This is a genomic window from Gordonibacter massiliensis (ex Traore et al. 2017) (genome assembly GCF_019731765.1).
Taxonomy (GTDB): domain Bacteria; phylum Actinomycetota; class Coriobacteriia; order Coriobacteriales; family Eggerthellaceae; genus Gordonibacter; species Gordonibacter massiliensis.
The window spans coordinates 176,933-203,925 of the sequence record NZ_JAASIO010000001.1; the positions used below are offsets into that span (position 1 = coordinate 176,933).

Here is a 26,993-nt window from a genome sequence, read left to right on the forward strand (position 1 = left end):
GTGATCGACGTCGTACTGCTGATCGGACGCCTGCTGTTCGTGGCGCTGCTGTACCTGTTCCTGTTCGCCATCATGAAGACCGGCATCGGCCTCGTGCGCGGCCAACGCAAGAAGGAGCGCACGTGGAACCTGTCGGTGGAGCGCGGCCCCAAGGAGCTGCGCGGCGTGTCCATCGTCGTGCGCGGGCCCGTTATCGTGGGCCGCAGCCCCGGAGCCGACATCGTGGTGGGCGCGGGTTACGTGTCGGGCCGCCACGCGCGCTTCTCCCTCATGGGGCAGAACCTGTTCGTTGAAGATTTGGGCTCCACGAACGGCACGGCCGTGAACGGGCAGCTCATCGGCGAGCCGGTGGCCCTTAAGAACGGCGACGTGGTCAACGTGGGCGACGTGGCCATTCGCGTGAGGTTCGCCTAATGGCCGCCGAACGCTCGTACAAGTCGACGCCGCACACGCGCAAAGGCGCCACCACCACGTTCGGCAGCCGCACCGACATCGGCTGCTTGCGCGACCACAACGAGGACAGCCTCATCGTCACGCCTCCCCTGTTCGCCGTCGCCGACGGCATGGGCGGGCACGCAGCCGGCGAGGTGGCCTCCGAGATTGCCGTGAACGTGCTGGCCGAGCAAGCGCCGGCCCATCCCGACCCCGAGGCCCTCGGCCGCGCGGTGGAAGAGGCGAACCGCGCCATCATTCACGCGGCCCACGAAGGGCGCGGACGCGAGGGCATGGGCACCACCGTGACCGCCGCCATGCTGGAAGGCGAACGGCTCATCGTGGCCCAGGTGGGCGACTCGCGCGCCTATCTGCTGCACCAGGGCAAGCTCCAACAGCTCACGCGCGACCACAGCCTTATGGCCGACATGATAGAAGCCGGGCAACTCACGCCCGAGGAGGCGCGCACGCACCCGAACCGCTCGGTTATCACCCGCGCGCTGGGGAGCGACCCGCACACCCAGCCCGACCTGTACGAGATCAACGTGGAGACGGGCGACCGTTTGCTCGTATGCTCCGACGGCCTTTCGAGCATGGTGCGCGACCAGGACATAGAATCGGTGCTGGCCCGCGTGCGCGACCCGCAGCGTTGCGCATCGCAGCTGGTGAACGAGGCCATAGCGGCCGGCGGCCACGACAACGTCACCGTGATCGTGGCCGACGTCACGGGCTTCGCCGAGGTGCGCCGCAAGAAGATGGCGCGCAAAACGAAATTCAGCATCGCGCTCGTGCTCGTGCTGTTCGCCGCCATCGTGGGCGCCACGGCCTGGGGCACGAACGAGTACCTGCACAACGCCGCCTACCTCATCGACCAAGACGGCAAGGTGGCCATCTACCGCGGCGTGCCGGGCAACGTGTTCGGCCTGAGCTATTCCGAGCTGGTGGAATCCACGGACGTGGCGGTGAGCGACTTGCAGCCCGGGTTCCAGGAACGGCTGAAGGACGGCTGGCGCGTGGACAGCGTGGAAGCCGCCGAAGAGCTGGTCAAGGAATACCAAGCGGACATCGACGCCAAAGCGAAGCAGGGCGAGGCCCAAAAGAGCGCCCAGGGTTCAGCCGCCGGCGACAAGACCGCAGACGGCGCCTCGACCAACGGCTCGACCGCGACGGGTGCCGGCGCCAACGGCTCGCCCGACGCGAACCCGTCCGCTTCCGCCGGCACCCAAGGCGGTGCCGCATGACGCGGCGCAACATCGAGCTCATCCTGCTGTGCGTGGCGGCGCCCTTCGTGGTGCTGCTGTTCGCCATGCTGGCCATAAACAAGGGGCAGAGCCTGGACGCCACCACGCTCGGGGTGCCCATCGGCATCTTCGCCGCGTTCGTCATCGCCCACTTGGCCACCCGCAAGTTCGCGCCCAAGGCCGACCCGGCCATCCTGCCCATCGTGTTCGCGCTTTCGGGCATAGGCATCTGCTTCGTGGAACGCCTGGCGCCCAAGCTCGCCTTGGGCCAGGTCATGTGGCTGTTCCTGGGCGTGGCCTGCATGGTGCTGGTCATGGTGCTGGTGCGCAACCTAGACAAGGTGGCCAAGTACAAGTACACGCTCATGATCGTGGGCTTCCTGCTGCTGCTCTCGCCGCTGGTGCCGGGAATCGGCCAGGAGATCTACGGCAGCCGCATCTGGCTGTCCATCGGCAACACATTCTCGTTCCAACCCGGCGAGATCGCGAAGATCGTCATCGTGCTGTTCCTGGCAGGCTATCTGGCGCAGAACCGCGAGATGCTCTCCGTGTTCACGTGGCGCGTGGGCCCGTTCAACCTGCCCGATATCCGCGTGCTGCTGCCGCTTCTGCTCATGTGGCTGGTGGCGTTGGTCATCGTCGTGTTCGAGAAGGACCTGGGCAGCGCGCTCGTGTTCTTCTTCCTGTTCCTCATCATGCTGTACGTGGCCACCGGCAAGAAGTTCTTCCTGGTGGTGGGTCTGGGGCTCATCGCCATCGGCGGCGTGGGCGCTTATCTGGCGTTCGGCCACGTGCAGGTGCGCGTGAACAATTGGCTCGACCCCTTCGCCGACGCGCAGAACACGGGCTACCAGCTGGTGCAGGGCATCTACTCCATAGCCGACGGCGACCTGTTCGGCGTGGGTATCGGTCGCGGTTTGGCCGAGCAGATCCCCGTGGTGGAGAGCGACTACATCTTCGCCGCCATCGCCGAGGAGATTGGCCTGTTGGGAGCGGCCGGCGTGCTGCTGCTGTTCCTGTGCCTGGCCATCCGCGGCTTCGTGACGGCGGCGCGCGCGAAGAGCGACGTGAGCTCGCTGGTGGCCGTGGGCCTCACCACCATGATCGTGCTGCAGGCGTTCATCATCGTGGGCGGCATCACCCGGCTCATCCCCCTCACAGGTCTCACGCTGCCCTTCATCAGCCAGGGAGGATCGTCGCTTCTGGCCAGCTTCATCGCCGTGGGCTTCCTGCTGCGCTGCGGCGACGAGGGCACCGGCGTGGAAACCGAGGTGGCCAGCGCCACCAGCTCGCTGCATGCGAACAGCGTGCTGGGGCGCGTGTCGCTGGGCAAGCGGCTCACGCACGCCATACTCATCCTGTCCGTGCTGTTCGCGCTTCTGGTGGCGAACCTCACGCTCATCATGGTGGTGCAGGCGAACTACTATCAGAACATGCCCGGCAACAACCACACGCTAGCGAAGGAGGCGCGCACCGAACGCGGCACCATCTCCACCTACGACGGCACGGTGCTGGCGCAGAGCGTGCAGCAGGACGATGGCACGTACGAGCGCGTCTACCCGGCGGGCGATCTGGCCAGCCAGGTGGTGGGCTACGCGTCCACGCAGTTCGGCACCTCCGGCATCGAGGCCGCCGAGAACGACACGCTGAAGGGCCAGCAGAACTTCGCCAGCTGGACCGACGTGCTGAACTCGCTGGCGGGCATCGGCGGCGTGGGCAACGACGTCACGCTCACGCTGAACTCCAAGATACAGCAAGCCGCGCAAGACGCGCTCTCGGGATACGCAGGCGCCTGCGTGGTTCTCGACCCCGATACGGGCGCCGTGCTGGCCATGGCCTCCTCGCCCACGTACGATGCGGCCGATTTCGCGGCGGAGATCGAGAAGGCCAATGCCAACCCCGACGGCGTGAGCACGTTGCTGAACCGCGCGATTCAAACGCTCTACGCCCCCGGCTCCACGTTCAAGATCGTGACGTTGGCAACGGCGCTCGAGGACGGCGTGGCGAAGGAGGACACCGTGTTCTCGTCGCCCGGCACCATGGAGATAGGCAACGGCACCGTTTCGAACTTCAATAAGAACGATTACGGCAACATCACGCTCGCCCAGGCCACGGAGCTGTCGAGCAACACCGCGTTCGCCCAGTTGGGCGTTGATATGGGCGCCCAAAAGCTCGTAGACGGAGCCGAGAAGTTCGGCTTCAACAAGGACATCGACTTCACGCTGGACACCGCCCTCATGTCGCTCATGCCCGAACCCAATGAGATGACCACCTGGGAAACCGCCTGGGCCGCCGCCGGCGAGCCGGTGAACCCCATGAACCACAAGAGCCCCGCCGGCCCGCAGGCCACGGTGCTCGAAATGGCCATGGTCGGTTGCGCTATTGCCAACGACGGCACCATCATGAACCCCTACCTGGTAGAGGGCATCTACAACGCCAACGGCGAACGCAGCTTCACGGCCACGCCCAACAAGTTCCTGCAGGCCGTGAGCAAAGAGACGGCGAACCGCGTGAAGGACGTGCTCAAGGGCGTCGTCACGAACGGCACGGGCACCGCGGCCGCCATCGACGGCGTGGAAGTGGCCGGCAAGACGGGCACGGCCGAGAAAACGAACAGCAACGACAGCTGGTTCGTGGGCATGGCCCCCGCCGACAACCCGCGCGTGGTGGTGGCCATCAACTTGGAGGACGCCGCCGAGGGCACGGGCACCGAGCGGGCGCAAAATGTGTTGAAAACGGCCTTGCAGGTGCAAGGGCTTTTGTAAATAAGGTATGCTTATGGCAATCGTATCAACCCTATGCAATACCGCCATGAGCATGTGACCTAAAGGAGCAGAAACGTGACCGGAAACATGACAGGCAGGGTGTTCAACAACCGCTACCAGATAACCGAGCGCATCGGCATCGGCGGCATGGCCGAGGTGTACCGCGCACAGGACAACGTGCTCGGGCGCCTGGTTGCGGTGAAGGTCATGCTGCCCCAGTACGCCGCCGACCCCAACTTCACCCAGCGCTTCAAGCAGGAGGCTGCCGCGGCCGCCAACCTGCAGAGCCCGTACATCGTGAACGTGTACGACTGGGGCCAAGACGACGGCACGTACTACATCGTCATGGAATTCGTACGCGGAAGCGATTTGAAAACGGCCATCAACGAGCGCGGTGCCATCAACCAGCGCAAGGTGGCCGAGATTGGCTCGCAGGTGTGCCAAGCCCTTACCGTGGCGCACAACCTGGACATCATCCACCGCGACATCAAGCCGCAGAACATCATGGTGCAGCCGGACGGCAACGTGAAGGTCATGGACTTCGGCATCGCGCGCGCCAAGAACTCCGTGATGACGCAGACGTCGTCGGTGCTGGGCACGGCGCACTACATCTCGCCGGAGCAGGCGCAGGGCAAGGAGCTCACCGCCGCCAGCGACATCTACTCGCTGGGCATCGTGCTGTACGAGGCCGCCACGGGCAGGCTGCCCTTCGACGGTCCCGACGCCGTGAGCGTGGCCATGAAGCAGGTGAACGACCTGCCGGCCCCGCCGCGCGAGATCAACCCCGACATCGATCCCGGCCTCGAGGCCATCATCATGCGCGCCATGGCGAAGAACCCCGCCGAGCGGTTCGCCACCGCGCAGGACATGCGCTACGCGCTGAACGACTACCTGGCCGGGCGTCCCGTGAACGCGGGCAGCTTCACCAGCGCCGAAACGGCCATCATGGGCGGCGTGGTTCCCCCTATGGCCGTGGCCGACGGCACCGCCGTCATGCCCGCCATGGGCGGCAACGGCGTGAAGCCGGCGGGCACGCCGAACGGCGGCAAGAACTTCCGCGTGGACGACGGCAAGAAGAAGAGCAACAAGAAGACCATCGGCATCGTCATCGGCATCATCGCCGCGCTGGCCGTGGTGGGCATCGCGGCGTACGCCCTCATGGGCGGCTTCGCCACGGGCGACCCCGTGCCCGACGTGACGGGCAAAACCGTCGAGGAGGCCACGGCCGAGCTGAAGGCCGCCGGCTTCGAAATGGGCACGGCCGACCAGAAGTACGATGAAAAGGTCGAAGCGGGCAAGATCATCAGCCAAGACCCCAAGGCCGGCGACAAACGGGAGAAGGGCTCGAAGATCAACGTGGTGGTGTCTCAGGGCATCGAGCAGATCACCGTTCCCGATTTAACGGGCAAATCACTCGAAGAGGCGAAGCAGGCCCTGAAGGACAAGGGGCTGATACCGAGCGCAGGCGAGGGCAAATACTCAGACTCTGTTGCCAAGGGCCTTGTTGTGGGAACGAACCCTGCAGCAGGGACCAAGGTCAACAAGGGCGACACCATCGAATACTATCCGTCGCTCGGCTCCGAAGGCTCCGAAGTGCCGAACGTGGTAGGCAAGTACGAAGGCGATGCCGTGGCCACACTCAACAACGCTGGATTCAACGTTACGACGGATTATGCGTCCAGCGACACTGTCGCCGAGAACATGGTCATCAGCCAGAACCCTTCGGGAGGCAAGACGCTCAAGGATGGCGAGACCGTTAACATCGTGGTTAGCACCGGGAAGGCAAAGCCCTCCAGCTTCACCGTGACCGCCTCGGTTTCGGGTGAGGGCGGCTACGTGTCCCCGACGTCCATGGAGGTTGACGAGGGCGGTAGCATCACGTTCCAAGTGACGCCCAACAACGGCTACACGGTGTCATCCATCACCGATACAAACGGCAACTCCTACACCGTGTCCCCCAGCGGCGGCAGCTTCACCGTGAGCAACGTGAAGAACAGCATCGCCGTGACCGTGGTGTTCAAACAGTCGACGCCTACCCCCACGCCAGACAGCGGCACGACGAACTAACTGCAAGAGCAAGCAACGAGAAAGCCGCCTATTGGCGGCTTTCTCGTTGTCGGGCGACAAGTTCTGCCCATACGCCCTGTCGAGCAGTTGCCATCGCAACAACAGCTGCATGCACGTTCGATCATACGACCCCGCAGCGTCGTACACTGGGTGGATTGCCCGCGAATTCGAAAGGCCCTTCGGAATGAATCACGTCCTTATTCCCCTAGTCCTCGCAGCCGTCATCGTCGTCGCCGTCTGCCTGGTTTCCCTAGCGAATCTGAAGTCGCAGCAGCGCGATGTCGAAACCGCTTGGCACCATCTGAACGAACTGAGGCGGCACGGGATCGAAATCGTGCCCACGTTCGTGGCCGCCGTCGAAAAAGACGAAGAGGCGTCGCGTGAATCGGGTGATGCATCCACGCCGCTGCGCCGGGCGCTGAACGACGTCGAGTCCGCCTCGCGCGCTGCCATCCAGGCCGACAACCCTCCTGCTGCCGCAGCTGCCGACGACCGGCTCGTGCAAGCCGTCGAGCGCGTGTACGCGGCGGCGGAGGTCGATGCAGCCTTCGTGGCCAGCACCGCCAGCCGCCAAGCGAGCTCCGAGCTCGATTCCGCCATGAGCGCCATCTCCCAAGAGCAGCAGATATACAACAACACGGCCACCATCGCCGCCAACGCGCAGCGCTCTTTCCCCGCCGTGCTGTTCACCAAACGCCTGGGGCTGAGCGAGCCCGAACGCTACGAATCGGAAGCGGCCGTCCGGCGCGCCGCGCTCGACTGGACCCGCGAAAGCCTTCCTTCGCTCGCCGATGCGTCGCCCCATGTCATGAGCCCCCAAATGCTCTGGGTATCCAGCATGGCCGACTTCGCCATGGACGACCGCACCACCGAACGACGCCGCTAGCGCACTTAACCAGCACCGCAACGTCCCTCCCTGTATCTGGACTTTTGACGTGCATTTTCGTCATGTATGGGTTGCGTGCTATGATATAGGGCACATTCGCTCAACCATGCCCCAGGCCCATCAAGGAGGTACCGCATGCAAGAGCCCGCACCCGCCCTTTCCCGGCGCTCGTTCGTCGGCGGCGCTGCCATCGTAGCCGCCGCTTCCCTCGCTTGCCCCTCGACCGCGTTCGCCGTGACCGCCGCCGAGAAGCAAGCCGAAGCCGATGCCGTGCGCAACCAGCTGGTCGGACTGAACGTCGATCTCGAAGCAGCCGCCGAGCGCTACTACGGCGCGCTCGACGAGCAGAACGCCGCGCGCGCAGCCATGGAAGCCGAGCAGGTCAAGATCGACGAGGCGAACGCCCGCATCGGCGACCTGCAAGATCATTTGGGCACCCGTGCCCGCAGCATGTACCGCTCGGGGTCCGCTACGTTCCTCGATTTCCTCATGGGCGCCACGACGTTCTCCGAATTCACCCAGAACTGGGATATTCTGAGCGGCCTCAACGAGAACGACGCGCAGATGGTCGCCGAGACGAAAGACCTGCGCGAAAGCGTGGAGGCTTCGAAGGCCGAGTACGCCAAGCAGGAGAAGATAGCCGCCGACAAGGCCGCCGAGGCCAAGACCATCAAAGACGAGGTCGAAGCCAAGATCGCACAGGCTGACGCACTCATGAACTCGCTCGATGCCGAGGCGCGCGCCCTGCTTGAAGAAGAGCAGCGTGCGGCAGCCGCGGCAGCAGCCGCCCAAAAACAGGCCGAACTGGAAGCGCAGCAGGCGCAGCAGAACCAAGGTGGAAACAACGGCGGCGACTCCGATATTCCCAACACGCCGAGCGGCGGTGGTGGCAACGGCGTCGAAGTGCCCTCGCAGGGGTCAGTCGCCGATTTCGCCATGAGCCGTATCGGCTGTCCCTATGAGTGGGGCGCAGAAGGACCAGACTCGTTCGACTGCTCCGGCTTGGTCACCTGGGCCTATCGTCAGGTGGGCATATACGTGCCCCATCAGAGCGAGTCTCAATACAGCGCCGCGCGACAGCGCGTTTCTGTCGCCGAAGCTCGCCCCGGCGACGTACTTTGGCGCTACGGGCACGTGGGCATCGCCGTCAGCAACGGAGGCACGCATTACGTGCACGCACCCGACAAGGGACTGCTCGTGCGCGACACCGATTCGCTCTCTTGGTCGGGATTCACCTGCGCACTGCGGTTCTAGCACCGGCTGCACAACCAAGAACGCAACGAACGCCCGGGCAGTGCCCGGGCGTTTTCGCAGTCTCGCCACGCATCGTTCGTCTCGCTCCACAGGTTGTCAGGTAATGCTACAATAGCAGCCATGCCTCCGTAGCTCAGGGGACAGAGCACCGCTCTCCTAAAGCGGGTGCCGCGCGTTCGAATCGCGCCGGGGGCACCATTGAAACTCGCAAGCCATCGGCCTTTATCGGCCGATGGCCCATGAACGCCTCGCATCTCTTGCTAAAGCGATTTCAACCTGCCATAATCCATGCATTAAATCAAAGTGATACGATTAACTTTGAGCTTGAGGAAGAGGCAGCCATGGGAATCACGCCCCCCCCCCGTCACCTGCATAACCCGCTCGGCCTCCCTGCTGCGATGACACGTGCGTCGCATGGAGGCTCAGATGCAGCCCGAGGTGTTCGGAGGGGCCTCCTCGCTCTTCTTCTGGCGCTCGTCCTAGCGGCAGGCCTCGTTCCGACGGTGCCGTCGCAGGCTTTCGGGGCTGTTGTGGATTCGGGCATCGACGGCGAGTGCACCTGGATACTCACAGACTACAACAACAATACGCTGACGATAGAGCCGACGAATGGCATAAGCGGGCGCTTGAGCGAGCACGACGGAACCCCGCGGGGATGGCAGGCATATGCCAACCTCGTTGAGAACATCGCCGTTAAGGAAGGCGTGACCGCACAAGGCGATATGCGATCTCTGTTCTCCGGAATGGCCGCCATGAAGACGATAACCCTGCCCAATTGGGACTTCGACCAGGGTATCACGAATACGCAAAACATGTTCGCCGGCTGCACGGCGCTCAGGAGCATTACGCTGCCCGATGACTTCGGCGGCAAAATCACAGACGCGCAAAACATGTTCTCCGGCTGCCAGGCGCTTGAGAGCATTGATCTGCGCGATGACTTCGGCGGCTCGACCTTGAATGCAACCGACATGTTCCTCAACTGTCCAGTCCTTTCGGTCGTGTATCTGGGGGAGAACTGCAACGGAAGCCTTCTGGCCCAGGTTCCCGACACCCCTCGGGATGAATATGTTGACACATGGGTCCGCGGCATCGAGGAAGCGACCTACGACAACGGCGTGGAGCCGAGCGGGCTACAGGCCGACTACGAGAGCGCGGGAAGCCCCCGGTCGGTCTACGTGCGACAGCACGCCGAAAACATCGCACCGCTCGTGCCCAAGACGAGTGCCTCCTCGACGGCTGGCGACACGATCGAGATGTTCCTTGAGAACCCTCCGGATCCAGGCATGTTCGCGACGTTCAGCCTCGACGGCAAAACCTGGCAGGCCTCCCGCTTCTTCTCGGGACTCAAACCCCTCACAACCTACGACGGTCTCCGAGCCCGGTACGCGGGTCCCGCCTACAAGCTCGCATCGGTGAGCGAGCCCGTCTCCGTCACAACGCGCGGGCGCATAAGCTACGAACCCAACGGCGGCTCGGGAACCATGAAGCCTACCGATGGGGCGTCCGGCGACTCATCTGCCCCTGCGGCCGAAAGCACGTTCACACGCCCCCAATTCCAATACAAGAGGTTCAAGGAGTGGAACACCTTGTCCGATGGCAAGGGAACATCCTACAAGCCAGGTGATCAGGTTCCCTTCGTAACGGGCGGCAACACGCTTTACGCTGTCTGGGAGGATTACGTGCCTCCAAAAATCACCACCACCGATCTTCCTACCGCGAAGACAGGGGATTCGTACCATCAGAAGCTTACCGCTTCGGGTGACGAACCCATAACGTGGAGCGTAGCCACCGGTGAACTGCCCGCGGGGCTTACGCTCTCTCCGGACGGCATCATCTCCGGCATTCCGAGCGTCAAGGGCGTATTCACCTTCACCGCCAAGGTTGCAAACGACCTTGATGATATCGACACCGCCGATTACACGATCACCGTGGTGGGCCCGCCTGTCATCACGGTCTCCTCGGACACGCTCCCCGCAGCCGAGCCGGGAAAGCCCTACCGCTTCCACTTCACCTCCGACGAGGACGCTCCGGCGACGGATGCTTCGGCCCTCCCCGGTTCCGCGAGCCCCCTCGCCAGCGTCCACAGCGTCTCGAGCGACGCTCTGGTGGTCGATTCCACCCTCAACGCAACCGGCGTGTCGTGGAGCCTCGAAGCGGGCGCGTTGCCTGACGGGCTTTCACTGACTCCTGACGGCGAGCTTTCCGGCACGCCGCACGACCCAGGCACCTACACTTTCACCGTGAAGGCGACCAACCGCTACAGCTCCACTGCGCAGACGTTCCATCTCGCGGTGAACTCGCCTGTCACCCTCGTTGCCACAGGCGACGGCCTTGCCGGCGCAACCGCAGGCCTGGTTGCCCTGTCGCTTTTCTGCGCCGCAAGCATGACCGCCCTTTCCCTGCGCCGTCGCGCGCGCAGGCGCTAGGCCGGTATCCGCCTTTTGCCCTGTAGGCCTTTCGTTCAGAATGCCTACAGGGCGTTTCGTTTGATTCGACCGGTTTTGAATAGCCGAAACCTGGTAAAAGGTAACGAAGGGCAGTAGACATGACATCCTGCACCGGTCGTGCGGATGTGATGCAATCAGGCCAATCGATGGCGTCCCGCCTAGCCGGGCGGCATCGGTTGACTAGACTAAGCCGGGAACTTGTTCAGGGTCGCCCGGCTTTTCTGTTTCCCAACACCGTTCGCCTTACTCCTTCCTCGCCACCGCCCTCCCTTCACTCCTTCTCCGCAGGCCGACCGTTCACCGGCTTGCCGACAACGTCAGCTACGAAAGCGGTCACATGCGGTAGGCTCCAACCGTTCATCGAGTGCCCGCGCACAAAAGAGACACGGGCAAGAGAAGGAGGCACCATGAAGAAGATCGTGGCCATGGGCGCAGCGGCGGCGCTGGCCCTCACGTTGGCGGGCTGTTCCGGCGGCACGGCCGACCAGCAGCAATCCGGCGAAGGCGCGCCGAGCGCTTCGCAGGACGCGCAGAACGCCGCACCGGCGAAGGAGAACAAGCTGACCGTGACCGACTCCGGCTGGTCCGTGGACGACCAGGGATACGTCCATTACGGCATCATCGTTAAAAACGAGGGTTCCCAGGGCGCCTTGTTCCCCACCATCAAGGTGACGGGTAAGGACGAGAGCGGCAACGTGGTATCGTCCGACCAGCAGACGCTCATGTCCCTGCGTCCCGACCAGGAAGTGGCCTGGGGCGGGCAGGCCGGCAACGGAACGGCGCCGGCCACCGTGGAGTTCGAGCTGAGCGTGGGCTCCAACAACTGGCAGGACTCCGACGAGAACATCGACATGTTCAAGGTCGACGGGGTGTCCGCCCAAGATAGCGGCTACGGCACCGTGAACTTCGTCGGCGAGATAACCAGCCTGCTCACCGACACCGATATGGACCAGGTGGCCGTGAGCATCATCCTGCGCAACGGCGACGGGGCCATCGTGGGCGGCTACACCGGCTTCGCCGAAAACCTGGCCGCCGGCGCCACCACGTCGTTCGACGTGCTGGGTTACGGCGTGCCCGAGTACGTCGACTTCGAAGCCTGGGCCCAGCCGTGGATGGTGGCTTCGCAGAAGTAGCGGAAAACAGCCCTGATGATCGTCAGCGCGCCCGCGCCTTCGGCAGCGTAACCGTGACGCAGGTTCCCCGCGGCTCGTTGCCCTCGACCGCAATGGTTCCGCGGGCGCGCTCGACGAGGGCGCGGGCTATAGAGAGGCCCAAACCGCTGCCGGGCGTGGTGCGCGCCGCGTCGGCGCGGTAGAAACGCTCGAACACCTGCTCTCGATCCGCCGGGTCGATGCCGCAGCCGGTGTCCGCAACCGACACCGCCACCCGGCCGGCGCGTTCCTCGCAGCGCAGCTCCACGACGTCGCCCTCCTCCGTGTACTTGAGGGCGTTGTCCAGCAAGATGCCCACCACCTGCCGCAGCGCGTCGGCATCGATAAGCGCCTCGCCCGCAGGCTGCGCAACCACTGTCAGCGTCTTGCCGCCCACCTCCGCCACGTCGGCGTACAGGTCGCCCACTTCGGCCACGACGCCGGATACGTCGACCGGCTCCATCTCGCGGTCGTCGTGGACAGGGGCGTCGGCCGACGACAGCGTCATAAGGTCGTCCACGAGGCGCGCGAGGCGCTTCGTCTCGTCGGCGACCGCGTTCACGTCTTCGAACTTGTCCACGACGCGGGCATTCGGATCCGCCAGCAGCCGCTCCTGGGCGGCGCGGATGATGGCCAGCGGGGTGCGCAGCTCGTGCGAGGCGTTCTGCACGAACTCGGTCTGGCGGTTCATGCTGGCCACAATGGGCTTGATGGTCTTGCGCGACAGGAAGTAGCTCGCCGCCGCCGCGCCCAGCACGGCCGCAACCAGATAGATGACGAGCATCTTCGTGAAGTGGTCGAGCAGCGCCAGCTCGGAGTCCACGTTCACGAGCACCTGCAGGTAGTCTTTGGACTCGGAACCCTCCACCACGTAGTTGACGCACCGGTACGCATGCCCTCCTGCCCGAGTTTCGTACACCCGGCCGATGCTCTCCCGATCGAAGGGGACGTCGTTGAAGTACGTGGGGTAGACGGAGTAGAGGCCCTCCGTGTGGAGCGGCTGCCCTTCGGCGTTGCGCCACAGGTAAATGAGCTGGGGGTTCGAAGCCACGTAAGCCTCGCTGGTTATGATGATGCTTTCGGCGGAAGCGGCGGCGGCGTCGGTTCCGCTGTTCCGTGGAACGAACTCGATGTCCTCGCGGATCTCGGCGTTCGCCCCCAGGGACGGCTCGGATCCCACACTGCCGCCTGCCGGATCGGCGGCAACGGCCATCGCCACATCGCGCACCTCGTCCAGCTGCGCATCGGCCGTTCGGTACACGTTCGCGCTCACCAGCTGGAACACCAGCACGCCGAACAGCGAGAACAAAAGGGCGAACGCCGCGAAGAACAGCAGCGTGTTGCGAGCGAGTATGCGGCGGACGCGCCGTTCCTCAAACCTCATCGTCGGCCGTCCACACGTAACCCGCGCCGCGAATGGTTTTGAGGAAGCCGTCGTAGCCGTGCTCCTTGAGCGCCTTGCGCAACGCGCTCACGTACACCTCCACCACGTTCGACGACGTGTCGTTCAGGAAGCCCCACACCCGGTCGAACAGCTGCGTTTTGGAAACGAGCTGCCCTTCGTGGCTCACCAGGTACTCCAGCACATCGTACTGCTTGCCCTTGAGCGCGACCGGAGCGCCCTCCACCGTGGCGCGCTTCGTGTTGGGGTCGAGGACCAAACCGCGAAACGCCAGGGTATCGAGCGTGCGCACGCCCATGCTGCGCCGCATGATGGCCTGCGCCCGCAGCACCAGCTCATCGCGATCGAACGGCTTGGCCAGGTAGTCGTCGGCGCCCAGCCGCAGGCCGCGCACGCGATCGTCGCGCGCGTTCTTAGCCGTGAGCATGAGCACGGGCGTCTCGACGCCCTCCGCACGAAGGCGCTCCATGACGCCGTAGCCGTCTATTGCCGGCAGCATGATGTCCAGCACCACGAGGTCGTACACGTCCTGCCGCGCGAAGAACAGCCCTTCTTCGCCGTCGAACGCCTGGTCAACGGCATAGCGATCGCCGAACGCCTCGGCTATGGCGCGCGAGATGGCGCGGTCGTCTTCGATGATGAGTATCTTCATGCGGCCATTCTAGCATCGGCCACCTTAAAAGTTGCTGAAACGAACGCCGTCGTTCGGCGGCGATCCGGCGGCGCAAAAACCCGTCGGCGTTTCAGGAAGTTTTAAGGTGCCTTTCGCTACGATGCCCCTCGCATTGAACGACACGGGAAGGAGACCGTATGAGTTCCAGGACCATGAAGATCATCATCGGCGTGCTGGCCGTAGCGCTGGTGATCGTAGGAGGGCTGGCCGTGCTGAAGAACGTCGGCGGCTTGGGCGGCGGGCAGGAGAACATCGAGCTCCAGAGCGGTGGAGAGCTGTCGTCCGGCTCATCGATGGAGGGAACGACCGCCGACATCGTGACCCGCAAAGACGGCGTCGCGGTCATCGACGGCAGCAACTAGGGACGGCAGGGGCAGATCATGACCAACAATAGCGTGCAACAGCGCAAAAAACCCTCCGTCGGCCTTGTCGTTCTCGCCCTCGCGCTCGCCGTGGCGCTGGGCGGGGCCGCCTGGTGGCTCGTCGCGGGCGACGAGGCTTTCGGCGGTGCCTTGAAGGGCCTGGGCGGAAGCGACCCTGCCGAAGAGGCTCCCTTGCCGACGGCTCCGGTGACCAGGGAAACCATCGAGAAGGCCGTTACCGGCGCGGGAGAGGTGAAGGGAAGCGCCACCGAGAAGCTCAAGCCTGCGAAATGGCGCTACTTCTCCAGCTTCGACGCCCCTCTGAACAAGCTCGTGCGAGCCGGCGAGCCGCTCGTGTCCTACACGTACGGCGACCCCCTGGTCGCCCCGTACGACTTGGTGGTGAAGTCCTACACCATGCCCAAGGCCAAAGAGGAGCTCTCGCAAGACGAGCACTTCGTGGAAGTGGAGCGCGTGGACACGGTGCATATCGAGATGCCGGTGTCCGAAAGCGACTTGGCCAGCTTGGCCGAGGGCCAGGAAGTCGACGTCGCCATCGGCGACCAGGCGCCGCGCGCGGGCGTCATCTCCAACATCAACCAGGTGGGCGCGTACAACGCGAGCGGGTCGAAGTTCACGGTGACGGTGGACGTGGTCAACGACGGCAGCATCTGGCTGGGCATGTCGGCCACGCTCTCCGTGAAGGTGGCCGTGGCCGAGAACGTGCTCGCCGTGCCCGTCAGCGCCGTGTCGGGCGCCGACGACGCGAAAACCGTGACGGTGCAGGGTGCCGACGGCACGACGCGCACCGTGCCGGTGACCACCGGCATCTCCGACGGCACGTTGGTCGAAGTGACGGGTGAGCTCAACGAGGGCGACCTGGTGGTGTTGAACGAGGTTCCCTCCGCTTCCGACGGCGAGGCGGGCGTGATCACGACCATGGTCAGCGAGGCGGCGGTATGATGACGGAGAGCACGGGGACGCACGCGAAGGAACGCCCCTCGTCCGCTGCGAGCGACACCTCTTCCACCATCCGCATGGAGCGGCTGGCCAAACGCTACCCGATGGGCGACGAGGTGGTGCACGCCCTCGACGGCATCGACTTCTGCGTGGACGAGGGCGAGTTCGTGGCCATCGTCGGCCCGTCGGGCTCGGGAAAGACCACCCTCATGAACATCATCGGGCTGCTGGACGTGCCCGACGACGGCACGTATACGTTGGACGGCCAAGACGTGGCGCTGCTCGCCGACAACGAGCTGGCCGACCTGCGCAACCGCTCGATCGGGTTCGTGTTCCAAAGCTTCAACCTGCTGGGATCGCTCACCGCGCTGGAGAACGTGAAGCTGCCGCTGACCTACCGCGGCACGAGGCCGCGCGAGGCCGATGCCACCGCCCGCCGTTATCTGGCGAAAGTGGGGTTGGAAGGCCGCGAGCGGCGTCTGCCGAGCCAGCTGTCGGGCGGCCAGCAGCAGCGCGTGGCCATCGCCCGGGCGCTCGTGGGCGAGCCGAGGATCATCCTGGCCGACGAACCCACCGGCGCGCTGGACTCGCACACGAGCGTCGAGATCATGGAGCTGTTCAAAAGCCTGCACCGCGAGGGGCAGACGGTGATCCTCATCACGCACAACCCCGATTTGGCCGAGCAGGCCGAACGCGTGGTGCGCATCGCGGACGGGCGGTTGGGCGCGAGCGAGCGCGGGCACGAGGGCGAACGGCGCGCGGTTTGCGACACCGTGGGCGGCAACGACGCCGCACCGGCAACCGCCGTGGCGCGGGCGGCAGCGGAACGGGAAGGAGAAGCCCATGCGACGCGTGCAAACGGTTAGAACCGCGCTGTCGAGCATCTCCCGCAACAAGCTGCGCACGGCGCTCACCATGCTGGGGCTGGTTATCGGCATCTCGTCGGTCATCGTGCTCGTGGGCATGGGCGACGGCTCGAACCGGCAGGTGGAGGAGCGCATGAAGGCGCTGGGCGGCGACATCCTATCCGTCTTCGTCTTCGACGAAGACGGTCTTGCCTACGAGGACATGGAAGCCCTGCGCGCGCTGCCCGGCATCGGCTCGGTCGCGCCGTCGAAGAGCGTGGGCGGCGATCTGACGGCGGGGACGCGCAAGACCAAACGCGGCATGGTCGAAGCCTCCGACGAGCACTACCTGTCCGTGCGCAACCTGAAACTCGCCGCAGGGCGCAGCCTGTCGTCGGTGGATCGCGAGAACCGCTCCAACGTGTGCGTCATCGGCACGAACACGGCGAACGACTTGTTCGGCACGGCAGACTGCGTCGGCAAGACGCTCAAGATAGCCGGTATCCCGTTCACCGTAGTGGGCGTGCTGGAGAGCACCGGGCAGACGATGGGCCTGAACGCCGACGGGCTCGTGCTCGTTCCGCTGACCGCCGCGACGAGCCTGGGCGGCGACGCGAAAATCGAATCCGTGTACGCGCGTCCCGCTGTCGACGACGGCGTGCCGCTGGCGAAAGCGGTTTTGACCGGCTACCTGTCGGGTGCGAAGGGTATTCCCTCCAACCAGTTCTCCGTCATGTCGCAAGACGAGATGCTGGGAGCGTCCGACCAGATCAACCAGACTATGACGCTGCTGCTGGGCGGCATCGCGAGCATATCGCTCGTAGTTGCGGGCGTCGGCGTGATGAACGTGATGCTGGTGTCGGTGACGGAGCGTACCCGCGAGATAGGCATCAAGAAGGCGCTCGGAGCGCGACGATCGGACATCCTGCGGCAGTTCCTGGTAGAAGCGCTGCTGCTCAGCCTGATCGGCGGCGGCGTGGGCATTGCGGCGGGACTGGCCTTCGGCGCGCTGGCGGAAGGCATGGGCATGGCGTTCGCGGCGTCGTGGGGCGTCGTAGGCGTGGCCGTGGCCGCCAGCACCGCCATCGGCCTGGCGTTCGGCATCTTCCCCGCCTATCGGGCCTCGCGCCTCACGCCCATCGAGGCGCTTCGGCAAGAGTGACGCACGGGTGCCCGGCGACGTTGGCGCCGGGCACCCCCTCATGCCGCCCCCGTGCACGGGGGCGGCGCCAAGCAGCGCTTCCGAATACCTGGCAACAAGCAAGTGCTACTCGGACTTCGAGGCAAGGTCCTCGTCGGACGCCGGAACGGCGACGGGAGCCTCGGGCGCCTTCGGAGCGCTCTTCGAGGCGCCGAAAGCGAGTTTGATGGACTTCGTGGGGCAGTTCTCCAGGCAGTCGCCGCACAGGGTGCAGGCTTCCAGCGTGGGAGCGTCGGCGGTTGCCACGTCGATGTTCTCGGGGCATACGGTGGAACAGGTGCGGCATCCCTCGCTCGAGATGCAGGTGGCGCAGCTCGCTTGCGGGCGCACGCCGAATCCAAGCTTCGTGCGCGCCTTCTCCACCAGGCCGAAGAAGAAGCCCAGCGGGCAGATGGCCGCGCACCAGCGCTTGAACAGGAACAACTCGGCCAGCAGCATGAGCGGGAACACGATGAGCTCCCAGCCGGGCTGCAGCAGCACGAACACGCGGTTGAGGGCCCACAGCGTGCCGAACACGAGCCCGATGGGGCACAGCAGGCAGAACACGGGGAACCCCACGGCGAACGACACCACGAGCAGCACCGCCAACACGATGCCCTGCGTCTTGATGCCGGGCGCGCCCTTGGCACAGGCCGAGCATCCCGAAGTTTTACGGCTTGGAGCGTCGGACGTCGCCGAGGTGCCTTCTTCGCAGGTCGTCGGCGCACCCTCTTCGCACGCCTCGCCGCCGCGCCCGTAAAGACCGCGCGGCGTGTGGCCGCCGAAAACGTTCTTGAGCAGCTGCGATGGGCACACCCACGAGCAGAACACGCGGCCGAGCAGAAACACGATGGCCAGCACCGCCAGCACGCCCGGAAGCAGATGCCACGGGATGCTCTGCGACGCCGCCGCGATCTGCGCGAAGCCCACCGGGCACGCCAAGCAGAGCGTTCCGACGGGCAGCGCGCCGCCGAAGTGGGCCGACGCCACCGCCACCACGAGCACCGCCAACGCCACGACGATGCGCAAGGCGCGCTTACGCGTTTTCATGGCCGGCCCCCTTTCCGTCCTGAGGTCCGTTCGGATGAACGCCCTGGGTATGGGCCGCCAACGGATCGGATGCGCACGCGTAGCGCCCGGAAGCCAGCTCTTCGCTGGTCACAGAGCCTGCAGCATGTGCCGCCTCGCTCGCACGCGACACCACCACGATGCCCTTGTTTTGCACGCTCGCATCGTAGGCGCGCAGCGATGCCGAAGGGCACACCTGCTCGCAACGCCCGCAGCCGTCGCAGAAATCGGGGTGCACGACGGGGCGGTCATGATCGTCCAGTGTGATAGCGCCCTCGACGGGGCATTCGTCCTTGCATACCGTGCAGCCCGACCAATCCCACGCCACGCAGGCGTCCTTCACCACCACGGCGACGCCCAAGTCGCGCTCGCGGGTGCCGCCGTAGGAAAGCGCGCCCGTGGGGCACGCGTCCACGCACTGCATGCAGAAGTCGCAGTACCCGTGCTCGAACGCAAGCGTAGGTGTGCCGTACGCAACCAGACTTTCAGCCAGCGGCACCGGCGTGACTATGCCGTATGGGCAGGCTTGCAGGCACCGCTGGCAGCGGTTGCACGCCGCCGCCAGGCGCACGTTCGACTCCGCGCCCGGCGGGCGCACGAAGGGCCGGTCGACCTGCCCCGTTGCCGCGCCGAACCCACCCACGCCCACAAGCGCCACGCTGGCAACGCCCGCCGCCACGAACCCGCGCCGCGTGATATCCGTCATCGTTTCCTCACTCCTCTATCCACGAGAGCCCCCGTAGGGGCGGCCAGCAGGCCGCCCGGCGCGTATGGCCGCTCACACCTGTTCCGCATGGCGAGCAGCAGGTTGATTCCGCTGCGCGCCGCCTTGCTTCCCCACTTGCGTATCACCGCACCGGGCGGGGCAAGCCCCGCCCTTACTGTTCTTTTCGAGCTGAGCGGGCAGCTCCCCACCCCTCCCCTGTTCCTTTGGAGCCGAACGAGCTGCAGGACACCCCCTCGCTCCCTATGTTGAACCGCCATCGACGTTCCGCAAGCCAACGCATCACCGTCCCGGGCGAATGCGTGCCCGCCGTCGAGGGAGCGCGCTCGCCGTCGTCTCGGGCGAATGCGCGCGCCCTGTCATCCTGAGCGAGCGAAGCAAGTCGAAAGACCCCGCGCGGTGCCAACTGAAAGCGCTTCGGCTGCCGCCGCGCGGGATCCTTCGACTCCGGCGGCTTTCGCCGCCTCCGCTCAGGATGACAACCTGGCCGGGTGCCTGTCGATGGCGGTTTAACATAGAGCCCCTTGCTCTCTTGGCACGATTTTGCAGGTATGAACGATTTTCATCGCCTCCATGACCCGAAAAATTGCATAACGCCTGTTCGCCCAAATCTATTGCGACAGAAAATCGTTCATACCTGCAATTTTCTGCCAAGCCGATACACCCTTGCAAACGAACGGCAGCCTCCGGCAACCTCCGTTAGGAGAGCACCTCCGCCACGGCGGCTTCGTCAGCCTTCAGGTACGCCTCGGTGAAGGCGGCCAGATCGAGGTAGAACCCGTCCTCGGCGGCTTTCCGCATATCGCCGATGAAACGCTCGATCCAGTTCAGCAGGTGATCCTGCAGAAACGACCGCTGCGCGCGCAGCTGCCGCTCGGCACCCGCCTCGTCGCCGGCCCTCAGCGCCTCGACGGCGCGACCGCACAAGAGCGCCATGAACGCCAGCTCCACGGCCAGGTGGTCCTCCGGCTCGGTGAAGCCGGGGTTCTTCGCAAAGCCCGCGTCCCGGTAGACGCGCAGCACCTGGCTGTAGGCGTCCTGCATCATGAGGCCGCCTTCGCTCGTGTACACCGACTCGTACGGAAACGCCTTCTGCGCCGTGCGCGGCCCCATGCCGAAGAACACGCGGTCGAACGTCACGGCCAGCATCTCGAGCTGCTCGTCATCGCACGTCACGACATCGGCCTGCAACGCCGCGAAGCCGTCGGCCAACGCCGGGTCGTCCGACTCCACGCGCGCCGCCTCGGCCAACTCGGTGGCGAACGCGGCGTCCAGCTCTTTCTCGTAGCAACGCGAGAGCAGCGCGTACACGCGGGCGCGGTTCTCGCAGAAATCAACCAGGTTCTCCACCAGTTCGGCTGACATGACCTCTTCCATGATTGACGCTCCTTCTTCGTTGTCATCGGCCGTCCCCCGTAACGGAACGCAGCGGGGAGGGGTGGCTGCATTCCGTCACGGGACGCGGTCGAACAGGGCTTGCATGACGCGGTTGCGACGCAAGGTGGTACTTGCCACGCGTTCTGCCTTTGGCAGGGCGTGCGGTTGCGGCGGGAAGGTGCGCTCGCCGCATGGCGGTTGCGGTTCCGAGTCGCCGCGCCGGGCGGGCTGCTGCCCGCCCCTACGGGGGTACCCCCAACCGAGTGTGCGGTTGCGAAACGGAGTGCGTTCTTCCGTAGGGGCGTTCTCCAGAGCGCCCGTTCCGGCGAAGCCGGAAAACCGACCGGGTGCGCAGTTGCGACAAAAGGGTGCGCTCGCCGCATGGCGATTGCGGTTCCGAGTCGCCGCTCCGGGTGATCTGGAGATCGCCCCTACGGGGAAAGCCGTCGCAGGATGATCCAAAACTCCCAGGCCTTCCACCTCAACGAACAGGCGACCCCGCCGGTTGAACCTCTCCCCTCAGTCACACGTACGGCACCCCCGCGCGTAGCGCCGGGCCTTGGCCGGGGGTGCGCCGCGAGATTCCGCAGGAGCCGGACAGCCCCGTGGGCTGTTCGCGCGACCTCAGGACTGCCCGAGCGCCGTGCCCCCGGCCAAGGCCCGGCGCGGACAGGTTGAACCACCAACCTGTCCGCCACCAAACCTTACCGGTAAATGAACTGCTCCACGCTCGTACCCACGCCGTACATGATGACGCGCAAAACCACTGCGCCCACCACCGAGCACGCGCACGCTGCGAACATATACCCGGCCAGCGTCGACGGCTTCACCGTGCCGGTGCCGCCTTCGCCCTTCGTCGCCTTCACGCAAGCCAGCACCGCAAGCGCCGTCGGAGCAACGAGCCCCACCAGCACCACGCCCAGCCAGAACATCACGGCCAAGTCGCCCGCAACCAAACGCTCGATCGAGCGCGAGGGAGCCTGGTATGGCGCCACGGCGATCCAGATCACGTAGGCCAGCGACGTCACCACCATGATGATGACGCCCGCCAGAGCCAGCTTCAACGCAAAGCCGCCCTCCTCGGAGGCCTTGCCGCGCAGCAGCACGAGCCCCGCCATGAGCGTCATGCCCATGGCCAAACCGCCGCCCAGGAACATGAGGGGCAGTGCCGCGCTATCCCAAGCGGGACGCGCCGCGATCAGGTACGAGGCGCCGGCCACCACCGGCAGCACCAAGCCCAGCACCGCGCCCAGCACGCCGAACACCTTGCTCGCGCCGGGGTACTCCTTCTTCGCCAGCACCAGGTACACCAGCGAAACGATGCCCATGATGGCGACGGTGAACAGCTCCTTGGAGAGCCCGGAGCCCAGGTTGCCCAGCAGGTGCGTCGCGCGCTCCGGGTGCCCCATGTGCAACACCGACACGCAGCCGCCCACGGCCAGGCACACGAGCGCGATCAACGCGCCCATGAAGCGCACGTCCTTGAACTTGCCCTTGAGCTCGCCCACGCCCAGGAACACGAAGCATCCCGAGGTCACGCCCAACAACACGCTGAATATCAAAAGGGGCCACTGGATTTCCATGCTTACTCATCCCCTTTCCAAGAGAAGCGGTCCAAGCCGTACGTCACGCCCGGATGGTTCCCCACGTCCTTGAGCTTGTGCGTGCTCTTGCGGGCGATCATCTTCGACACGTCCGACTCGGGGTCGTCCGCGTCGCCGAACAGGCGCGCCTGGCCCGGGCAGTGCTTCACGCACGCCGGTTTCTCGCCCTTGTCGATGAGGTGCGCGCACATGGTGCACTTCTCGATGACGCCCTTGTCCTTGTCGGCGTCGTAGGTACGCACGCCGTAAGGGCAGGCCATGACGCAGTACTGGCAGCCGATGCACTTGCTGTGGTCCACCAGCACCACGCCGTCCTCGCGCTTGTAGCTGGCGCCCGTGGGGCACACGCTCACGCACTGCGGGTTGTCGCAGTGCTGGCACGCCACGGGCAGGTAGTACATTTCCAGGTCGGGGTACGTGCCGGACGGACCCACCGTCAGCACCTTGTTGTAGTAGGTGCCCAGGCCCACGTTGTTCTCCTGCTTGCACACCACGGCGCAGGAGTGGCACCCGATGCAGCTATCCAGATCGATTGCGATGATGTTGCGCGTCATGCTACTTCGCACCTCCCTTCACGGTCACCTGCGACACGCCGTCCTGCTGATCGTCGGCGGCGATCTGCTCGGCGCTCAGAGGCAGGAATATCTTCAGGTCGTCTTCGTTCATGCAGATGTTCTTCGGCGCGCCGTCCTCGGCCTTGTAGATCTTGCACAGGCCGCCGAAGTTGTCGGTGCCCACGGCGGGGTCGTAGGGGCCGTTGTTCTCGAACAGGATGTTGCAGTTCGAGTCCAGGGCGCCGTGCAGGTCGTCCGTGGCCTCGCGCTCGGGGAACCACCAGTCGTGCTCCACGTGGATCATGCCGGGCTTGATGGCCTCCGTGAGGTTCGCGCGCTGCTTGATCTTGTCCACGTACGTCTCGATGACCACCCAGTCGTCCTGCTCGATGCCGTGCTCGGCCGCCGTGGCCGGGTTGATGTCGACGGTGGGGAACATGTGCACCTCGCGCATCCATGGGCTGTTGCGGTACTCCGTGTGGAAGAACGCGTGGGAGCGGCCGCCCGTGATGAGCGTGTACGGGTAATCGTCGGTGAGGTCGGGGCGCGACAGCTTCGTGATGGGCGGCTCGATGTACATCGGCAGCGGGCCGTTGCCGTACAGCAGCAGGTCCTCGGACCACATCTCCATCTTGCCGTTGTCGGACTGCGGATGCGCCGGGATCACCTTGCCGTCCGGCGTCTTCGTGCCGGGGAAGCGGTACACCGATCCCATCTTGTTGCCGCGGTACATCGTGTTGAAGCCCGGCTTGAAGTCGCTCGTCTTGCGCATGAAGCCCGTCTCGTACTTCGGTGCCTGCTTCACCGTGGCCATCTCCACGCCGGTCACGCTGATGCGCTCGCGGAAGTCCTCGAAGCTCGAGCACGACAGCTGCGGCGGAAGCGTGGCGGGGCCCTTCACCATGTAGTCGAAGAACTCGTACTTGTCCTTCCAGTACATGTCCACGTCCATGTACTTCGCGAACTCGAAGCAGATGTCCATGTCGTCCTTGCACTCGCCCAGCGGCTCGTGGAACGGCTGGCGGATGAGGTACGTGTGGCTGGTGGGGTAGCCGTGGCCGGAGTGCGCCCACTCCACGCGGTCAACCTCGTTGGGGTGCGCGGCCGGCAGGATGATGTCGGCGAGCTCGCCCGAGGGGGTCATGTACAGGTCCACGTTCACGAAGAAGTCCAGGTTCTTGAAGCCCTCGATGATCTCCTTGCCGCCCTCGATGGACAGGATGGGCTCGGAGGTCTGCTGCCAGTAGCCGTGGATCTGGAACGGGTCGCCCTGCGCCATGGCCTTCGTCGTGGCCGCGCCGAAGCCGCCCTGCTGGCCGTAGATGACCTGGCCGCCGGAGTTCTGCGTGGTCTCGCGCAGCTCGCCCGTGGCGTCGTCGGCCACGAGGATCTGCTGGTAGCCGGTGTTCTGGCACACGGACAGCTTCTTGATGTTCATGGCCGTTTCCTTGCGGCGCTGCCCCATGCGGCCCTGCTGGTTGGGCACGACGTCGAACATGAACGAGTCGTAGCCGGTGGCGGGCTCGCGGCCGATGTTCTGGCCGCCCTTCGTGTCGAAGTTGCCGGCCAGCGCCATCATGATGGTGAACGCCTGCGAGATGCCGGACGTGTTGATGGAGAACTCCACCTTCTGGCCGCGCGTGAAGCACGCGTGCGGGCTGGCGTCGATATAGGTTTGGATGGCCTCGCGGATCTTGTCCTCGGGCAGCTCGCAGAACTCGGCGGCGCGCTCGATGGTCCACGGGGTGACGTGCTCCACCAGGATGTCCCAGCTCGTGCGGTACGTCTTGCCGTTGATCTCATGGCTGCCGGACAGCGCCGGCTTCGCGTCGGCCACGATGTTGCCGGCCTCGTCGAGCCACTGGAAAGCCTTCTCGCCGCCCACGCCCTTCTTGTTCTGCCAGTCGCCGGACCAGAAGATCAGCTGGTCGTGCGCCTCGTCCCACGCAGGGTACAGCTCCTCGTTGCCGCCTTCCTTCATGAGCGACTCGCGCAGCTGGTAGCCCGTGCCGTTGCCGTTCGCGTCCTTCTCGTCGATGAAGAACGGGGCGTTGGTGTAGAAGCGCGCGAAGTCCTCGGCGCACTTGTCCGAGTGGATGATCTCGTTGATGAACGCCAGCACGAGCGCCATGTCGGAACCGGGGCGGATGGGAAGCCAGATGTCGGCCTTGCTGGCCGTGCACGTGTAGCGCGGGTCGACGCAGATGACCTTCGCGCCACGCTCCTGCGCGCGCTTCACGGTCAGCCAGTCGTAGTAACCGCGGCTGCGCTCCTGGCGGCACCAGATGAGGATGCAGTCGGTGTTGTTGCCGTCCCAACCGGTGTACTGCGTCTCGTCGCCGTACAAACGCTGGCTGGTGAAGTACGAGCCCACCCAGCACAGGTTGCCCACGCCGAACGTGGCCGTGCTGCCCAGCTCCAGCCACAGCTTGTTGATGGCCTGGAACTGCAGCATGTCGCGGCCGGTGCCGTACTGGTGCGCGATGGTGTGCCAGCCGTACTGCTCGCCGATCTCGGTGTAGCGCTTGGCGGCCTCCTCGTAGGCCTCTTCCCAGGTGATGCGCTTCCACTGGCCGGAGCCCTTCTCGCCCACGCGCTTCTGCGGGTAGCGCACGCGCAGCGGGTTGTACAGCTCCTGCGGAATGGCGAAGCAGCGCCCGCACAGCGTGCCTTCGCTGAACAGGTCGGGGTTGCCCTCGATCTTCACCAGGCGTCCGTCCTTGACGTGCCCGAAAAGCGCGCAGCGGCCGTAGCACTGGCGGCACGCGCTCGGGATGATCTTCACGTCGTCGGACGAAGTCGCTTTTGCGCCGTCTGCCGCGTCGTCCGCGAAGGCAGCCCCGGCCTGCGAACCCAGCAGCAGCGTCGAGGCGGTCGCTACGGCCGAGGCCTTCACGAAGCCTCGGCGGCTCATCTTAAGTGACATCTCTCCTCCTCCTTTTGATCTCGTCGCCAAGATTCGCCGCGACGGAGCAGGAGAAAACGCGCGAACGACGCGCAAACAGGGATGCTGGGATCGAGCAAAGTAACTAGGTGCCGGCCCCTCGGGGTGTGTGCGCCGTGCGCTCGCACCTCGCAGTGCGCTCGCCAGCACGCTCGCCCCTCGCAGTGTGCGCGCCCCTCGCGCGCTTCCCTCTCCTCCTTGCGGCAAATTACTTGCAGTGCTAATTATATTTACTGCAATTATTAGTTCAACATGTAAAAACGAAGAATAATCTTGATCTGCCGCCTCGAGAGGTTTTAGCTCGCGTGCAAAACAGAACACGGCATTGAGGCGCAACGTTCCGCCCTGAATAGGGAGCGAAAGACCAAGCGTCCAGAGTCAAAGATGGCAAAGAAGCAACCTTGTCGACCTTCGCTCAACGAGGCAAGACACCCTCCCTGCATTGAACCGCAGTTGACCTGCGCGACATTTGGCCGCTCGAATCGAAGCGCTTGAAAGCCAACCGCCTCATTGCACTAGTTCCAGCCTTTGTCGGGTCTTTTCTCTTGATCTCGCCTTGGGGAGATTCCGATGAGAGAACTCTGCGGAGTTGCTGACGACCCACTCCGAATGGCCCTTCGCCCCCCTTGCATCCCAAAGAACCTCCACGTGAGTCGACCCACTTCGCAGCGAGCGAACCGACCCGATCACATCAATGGCAACGCGATACGGAGCACCACCGTTTTGTACAAAAATCACCGACGCCCCCGCTCCAAGACCGCCTCCGGGAACCTCCGAGGCCCAACTATGCAAGAGCCGTGCGAGTTTCCGCAGGTGGCGAAAACGACAGCCATCTAGGTCGCCTAAAGGGGCTTCCAAACAGGGGGACGTCGGTGATTTTTGCGCCGAGCAGCCGTCGTCCGCTGTCAAACCGCCATCGACATAGAGGGCCGTCGGCTTGGACCAATCCTGATTTGACGGCGGATGCGGTATTCGCGGCTGAGCCTCCACGACGCGTCTTTGCACAGCGCGCGACGACAACCTGGCCCACGCAATGGCATGGTCCACCTTCGCTGAG

Annotated in this window: 20 protein-coding genes and 1 tRNA gene; 13 read left to right on the forward strand and 8 right to left on the reverse strand. The window is 64.9% G+C overall.

Going from position 1 to position 26,993, the window contains the following annotated elements; translation table 11 throughout:
• From HCH03_RS00680 to HCH03_RS00720, 9 genes are all read left to right on the forward strand, one after another.
• On the forward strand, nucleotides 1-414 hold the full coding sequence (locus HCH03_RS00680) for an FHA domain-containing protein (RefSeq protein WP_080144081.1): 414 nt from the start codon (nucleotides 1-3) through the stop codon (nucleotides 412-414).
• Nucleotides 414-1,673: a Stp1/IreP family PP2C-type Ser/Thr phosphatase gene (locus HCH03_RS00685; protein ID WP_221687964.1), complete on the forward strand. Its 1,260-nt coding sequence runs from the start codon at nucleotides 414-416 to the stop codon at nucleotides 1,671-1,673. Before HCH03_RS00680 ends, HCH03_RS00685 begins: the two co-directional genes overlap by 1 nt.
• On the forward strand, nucleotides 1,670-4,438 hold the full coding sequence (locus HCH03_RS00690) for an FtsW/RodA/SpoVE family cell cycle protein (RefSeq protein ID WP_221687965.1): 2,769 nt from the start codon (nucleotides 1,670-1,672) through the stop codon (nucleotides 4,436-4,438). Before HCH03_RS00685 ends, HCH03_RS00690 begins: the two co-directional genes overlap by 4 nt.
• Nucleotides 4,439-4,525: 87 nt before the next feature.
• Nucleotides 4,526-6,505: a Stk1 family PASTA domain-containing Ser/Thr kinase gene (gene pknB, locus HCH03_RS00695; protein ID WP_221688413.1), complete on the forward strand. Its 1,980-nt coding sequence runs from the start codon at nucleotides 4,526-4,528 to the stop codon at nucleotides 6,503-6,505.
• 184 nt (nucleotides 6,506-6,689) lie between these two features.
• Complete coding sequence (locus tag HCH03_RS00700) at nucleotides 6,690-7,391, forward strand: LemA family protein (RefSeq protein ID WP_221687966.1); 702 nt, start codon at nucleotides 6,690-6,692, stop codon at nucleotides 7,389-7,391.
• A 135-nt stretch (nucleotides 7,392-7,526) separates the two neighbouring features.
• Nucleotides 7,527-8,645 carry a C40 family peptidase gene (locus HCH03_RS00705; RefSeq protein ID WP_221687967.1) on the forward strand — a complete coding sequence of 373 codons (1,119 nt, stop codon included), beginning with the start codon at nucleotides 7,527-7,529 and terminating at the stop codon, nucleotides 8,643-8,645.
• Nucleotides 8,646-8,767: 122 nt separating this feature from the next.
• Nucleotides 8,768-8,843 (forward strand) — tRNA-Arg (locus tag HCH03_RS00710).
• Between the two features lie 332 nt (nucleotides 8,844-9,175).
• Complete coding sequence (locus HCH03_RS16720) at nucleotides 9,176-11,071, forward strand: putative Ig domain-containing protein (RefSeq protein WP_221687968.1); 1,896 nt, start codon at nucleotides 9,176-9,178, stop codon at nucleotides 11,069-11,071.
• 428 nt (nucleotides 11,072-11,499) lie between these two features.
• A complete protein-coding gene (locus HCH03_RS00720) occupies nucleotides 11,500-12,225 on the forward strand; it encodes a hypothetical protein (RefSeq protein WP_221687969.1) in 726 nt (241 codons plus the stop codon).
• Nucleotides 12,226-12,247: 22 nt separating this feature from the next.
• Here HCH03_RS00720 and HCH03_RS00725 read toward each other — a convergent pair whose 3' ends face one another.
• A complete protein-coding gene (locus HCH03_RS00725) occupies nucleotides 12,248-13,627 on the reverse strand; it encodes a sensor histidine kinase (RefSeq protein WP_221687970.1) in 1,380 nt (459 codons plus the stop codon).
• The gene (locus HCH03_RS00730; protein ID WP_221687971.1) at nucleotides 13,617-14,297 is read right to left on the reverse strand and encodes a response regulator transcription factor; all 681 of its coding nucleotides are present in this window, start codon (nucleotides 14,295-14,297) and stop codon (nucleotides 13,617-13,619) included. The genes HCH03_RS00725 and HCH03_RS00730 overlap by 11 nt, the downstream gene beginning before the upstream one ends.
• 158 nt (nucleotides 14,298-14,455) lie before the next feature.
• Here HCH03_RS00730 and HCH03_RS00735 point away from each other — a divergent pair, with 158 nt between their 5' ends.
• From HCH03_RS00735 to HCH03_RS00750, 4 genes are all read left to right on the forward strand, one after another.
• On the forward strand, nucleotides 14,456-14,680 hold the full coding sequence (locus HCH03_RS00735; protein WP_185903952.1) for a hypothetical protein: 225 nt from the start codon (nucleotides 14,456-14,458) through the stop codon (nucleotides 14,678-14,680).
• A gap of 18 nt (nucleotides 14,681-14,698) precedes the next feature.
• Nucleotides 14,699-15,643 carry an efflux RND transporter periplasmic adaptor subunit gene (locus HCH03_RS00740; RefSeq protein WP_221687972.1) on the forward strand — a complete coding sequence of 315 codons (945 nt, stop codon included), beginning with the start codon at nucleotides 14,699-14,701 and terminating at the stop codon, nucleotides 15,641-15,643.
• 74 nt (nucleotides 15,644-15,717) lie between these two features.
• Nucleotides 15,718-16,506 carry an ABC transporter ATP-binding protein gene (locus HCH03_RS00745; protein WP_281421055.1) on the forward strand — a complete coding sequence of 263 codons (789 nt, stop codon included), beginning with the start codon at nucleotides 15,718-15,720 and terminating at the stop codon, nucleotides 16,504-16,506.
• Nucleotides 16,484-17,647 (forward strand): ABC transporter permease, encoded by a 1,164-nt coding sequence (locus tag HCH03_RS00750; RefSeq protein WP_221687973.1) that lies wholly within the window; start codon nucleotides 16,484-16,486, stop codon nucleotides 17,645-17,647. The genes HCH03_RS00745 and HCH03_RS00750 overlap by 23 nt, the downstream gene beginning before the upstream one ends.
• A 105-nt stretch (nucleotides 17,648-17,752) precedes the next feature.
• On the opposite strand, the gene HCH03_RS00755 is transcribed toward HCH03_RS00750, so the two are convergent.
• The 6 genes from HCH03_RS00755 to HCH03_RS00780 form a co-directional block, all read right to left on the reverse strand.
• Nucleotides 17,753-18,715 (reverse strand): 4Fe-4S binding protein, encoded by a 963-nt coding sequence (locus HCH03_RS00755; protein WP_221687974.1) that lies wholly within the window; start codon nucleotides 18,713-18,715, stop codon nucleotides 17,753-17,755.
• A complete protein-coding gene (locus HCH03_RS00760; RefSeq protein ID WP_221687975.1) occupies nucleotides 18,702-19,439 on the reverse strand; it encodes a 4Fe-4S dicluster domain-containing protein in 738 nt (245 codons plus the stop codon). The genes HCH03_RS00755 and HCH03_RS00760 overlap by 14 nt, the downstream gene beginning before the upstream one ends.
• Before the next feature lie 717 nt (nucleotides 19,440-20,156).
• Nucleotides 20,157-20,834, reverse strand: a complete 678-nt coding sequence (locus tag HCH03_RS00765; protein ID WP_221687976.1) for a TorD/DmsD family molecular chaperone — start codon at nucleotides 20,832-20,834, stop codon at nucleotides 20,157-20,159.
• Nucleotides 20,835-21,538: 704 nt separating this feature from the next.
• The gene (locus tag HCH03_RS00770; protein ID WP_221687977.1) at nucleotides 21,539-22,417 is read right to left on the reverse strand and encodes a dimethyl sulfoxide reductase anchor subunit family protein; all 879 of its coding nucleotides are present in this window, start codon (nucleotides 22,415-22,417) and stop codon (nucleotides 21,539-21,541) included.
• A 2-nt stretch (nucleotides 22,418-22,419) separates the two neighbouring features.
• Nucleotides 22,420-22,992 (reverse strand): 4Fe-4S dicluster domain-containing protein, encoded by a 573-nt coding sequence (locus HCH03_RS00775; protein ID WP_080144099.1) that lies wholly within the window; start codon nucleotides 22,990-22,992, stop codon nucleotides 22,420-22,422.
• Nucleotide 22,993: 1 nt separating this feature from the next.
• Entirely contained in the window at nucleotides 22,994-25,918 is a 2,925-nt protein-coding gene (locus HCH03_RS00780) for a molybdopterin-containing oxidoreductase family protein (RefSeq protein ID WP_080144100.1), read from the reverse strand.
• Between the last annotated feature and the right edge of the window lie 1,075 nt (nucleotides 25,919-26,993).